The following is a 2,654-nucleotide window of genomic DNA, read 5'->3' on the forward strand; positions in this document are numbered from 1 at the left end:
GCGGCGTGTTCACGATGGCGACGTTGATTCCCCTTGGCGTCGTGCTCGGCGCGTTGGTCGCTTTCATCATCTTCGGCCGCCGGGCGCAGAAGTCGGTGTACCGCAAGGCCGAGGGCCAGACGGGTGCCGCGGCGTGGGCGTTGGAGAACCTGCGCGGGAAGTGGCGGGTGACCCCCGGCGTCGCCGCGACCGGACACTTCGACGCCGTGCACCGGGTGATCGGTAGACCGGGCGTCATCTTCGTCGGCGAGGGTTCAGCGGCGCGCGTCAAACCGCTGTTGGCGCAGGAGAAGAAGCGCACCGCCCGGTTGATCGGCGACACCCCGATCTATGACTTCGTGGTGGGCAACGGTGAGGGTGAGGTGCCCCTGTCGAAGTTGGAGCGTCACCTGACCAAGCTGCCCGCCAACATCACGGTCAAGCAGATGGATGCGTTGGAGTCCAAGCTGGTGGCGTTGGGTTCGCGGATGGGCCCCGCCGCGATGCCCAAGGGACCGCTGCCTGCAGGCGCGAAGATGCGCGGCGTGCAGCGCTCGGTGCGCAGGAAGTAGCGCCGCTCCCCCGTCAGCGCCTGACGACGGCGGTGCCGGTGGCCTTGTCGTGCAGGCCACGTCCGTCGGTGTCGGTGAACAGTGGCGGTACCACCACCGCGATGAGCACGCCACGGATGAGCGCGCGGCCGACGCCGACGTGCATGCGGTGATCCACCGAGGCGGTGCGCAGCCCGAGTGCGTACTGGCCCGGCGTGAACCCGAACAGCCTGACCGACGCCACACCCAGGATCAGCCACACGCCGAGCACAGCGGTCGACAGCATGCCGAATCCGTAGAATCCGAGCGAAACACCAAGGGCGGCAAGGCCGTACGCGATGAACCAGTCGATGAGCAGCGCACCGATTCGTCTGCCCATCCCCACCAGCGATCCCGGCCCCTTCGCGGGGAGGCCGAGTCGCTGACCGGGATGGTCGTTGGGCCCTTGGTCGGGTGTTCCAGGATCGGATGGCGGAGGGCCGGACAGCCAGGTGCCGAAGGATCGGGCCATGACGCCAGCATAGGGTGGGTGCACGCAAGGGGATCTGCGTAACGTCGACGAAACGTGCGATTGACCGCAGCGCAATACGGTGTCCCTAGCGTCGAACGGCGGGTTACCAGTCAAAAGGAGAATTCTCAGTGGCAGAAAAGACCGCGGACGACATCTTCAAGCTGATCAAGGACGAGAAGGTCGAATACGTCGACATTCGGTTCTGCGATCTGCCAGGTGTCGTCCAGCACTTCTCGATCCCGGCATCGGCCTTCGACGAGAGCGTGTTCGAGGACGGCCTCGCGTTCGACGGTTCGTCAGTGCGTGGGTTCCAGTCGATCCACGAATCCGACATGATGCTGCTACCGGACCCCGAGACCGCGCGCATCGATCCGTTCCGGCACGCCAAGACGCTCAATCTCAGCTTCTTCGTCCACGATCCGTTCACCCGCGAGGCGTACTCGCGCGACCCCCGCAACGTGGCGCGCAAGGCCGAGAACTACCTCACCAGCACCGGCATTGCCGACACCTGCTACTTCGGCGCCGAGGCCGAGTTCTACATCTTCGACTCGGTCACCTTCGACTCGAAGATCAACGGCACCTCCTACGAGATCGACTCGGAGTCGGGTTGGTGGAACACCGGTGAGCCGTTCGAGGCGGACGGAAGCCCCAACCTGGGGTACAAGGTCCGCCCCAAGGGGGGCTACTTCCCCGTCGCCCCGTACGACCACTACGTCGACCTGCGCGACGAGATGGCCACCAACCTTCAGAACGCCGGCTTCGTCCTGGAGCGCGGCCACCACGAGGTGGGCACCGCGGGTCAGGCCGAGATCAACTACAAGTTCGACACGCTGCTGGCCGCGGCTGACGACGTGCTGCTGTTCAAGTACATCATCAAGAACACCGCGTGGAAGAACGGCAAGACGGTCACGTTCATGCCAAAGCCGCTCTTCGGAGACAACGGTTCGGGCATGCACGCCCACCAGTCGCTGTGGAAGGACGGCAAGCCGCTGTTCCACGACGAGTCGGGCTACGCCGGACTGTCCGACCTGGCGCGCCACTACATCGGCGGCATCCTGCACCACGCGCCGTCGCTGCTGGCGTTCACCAACCCCACGGTGAACTCCTACAAGCGTCTGGTCCCTGGCTACGAGGCGCCGATCAACCTGGTGTACAGCCAGCGCAACCGGTCGGCGTGCGTCCGTATCCCGATCACTGGCAACAACCCCAAGGCCAAGCGTCTTGAGTTCCGCTGCCCAGACAGCTCGGGCAACCCGTACCTGGCGTTCGCGGCGATGCTGATGGCCGGCATCGATGGCATCAAGAAGAAGATCGAGCCGCTCGCGCCCGTCGACAAGGATCTCTACGAGCTTCCCCCGGACGAGGCCGCCAACATCCCGCAGGCGCCGACGTCGCTGTCGGCCGTCATCGACCGGCTCGAGGAGGATCACGACTACCTCACCGAGGGTGGCGTGTTCACCGAGGACCTGATCGACACCTGGATCTCGTACAAGCGGGAGAACGAGATCATGCCGATCCAGATCCGGCCGCACCCGTACGAGTTCGCGCTCTACTACGACGTCTAAATCGGCTCCCCGATGTGACGTCTAAATCGGCTCCCCGATGTGACGTCT

At 64.9% G+C, this 2,654-nt stretch carries 3 protein-coding genes; 2 read left to right on the plus strand and 1 reads right to left on the minus strand.

Annotated elements, in window-relative coordinates:
- Nucleotides 1-551, plus strand: a 551-nt coding sequence (locus tag ABW137_RS24325) for a DUF4191 family protein (RefSeq protein ID WP_526404020.1), incomplete at its 5' end; no start/stop codon positions are given.
- 13 nt (nt 552-564) lie between these two features.
- Here the strand turns inward: ABW137_RS24325 and ABW137_RS24330 are convergent.
- The gene (locus ABW137_RS24330; protein ID WP_526404021.1) at nt 565-1,041 is read right to left on the minus strand and encodes an RDD family protein; all 477 of its coding nucleotides are present in this window, start codon (nt 1,039-1,041) and stop codon (nt 565-567) included.
- A 128-nt stretch (nt 1,042-1,169) separates the two neighbouring features.
- Between ABW137_RS24330 and glnA the strand changes: the two genes are divergently transcribed.
- Complete coding sequence (gene glnA / locus ABW137_RS24335) at nt 1,170-2,606, plus strand: type I glutamate--ammonia ligase (RefSeq protein ID WP_526404022.1); 1,437 nt, start codon at nt 1,170-1,172, stop codon at nt 2,604-2,606.
- Nucleotides 2,607-2,654: the final 48 nt, after the last annotated feature.

This window comes from Mycobacterium sp., from assembly GCF_040509115.1.
In the GTDB taxonomy this organism is placed as follows: Bacteria; Actinomycetota; Actinomycetes; order Mycobacteriales; family Mycobacteriaceae; genus Mycobacterium.

What these genes read in the sequence shown, in the direction of transcription:
- ABW137_RS24330 (WP_526404021.1), bottom strand. Translation starts at nt 1,041, where the DNA reads ATGGCCCGATCCTTCGGCACCTGGCTGTCCGGCCCTCCGCCATCCGAT.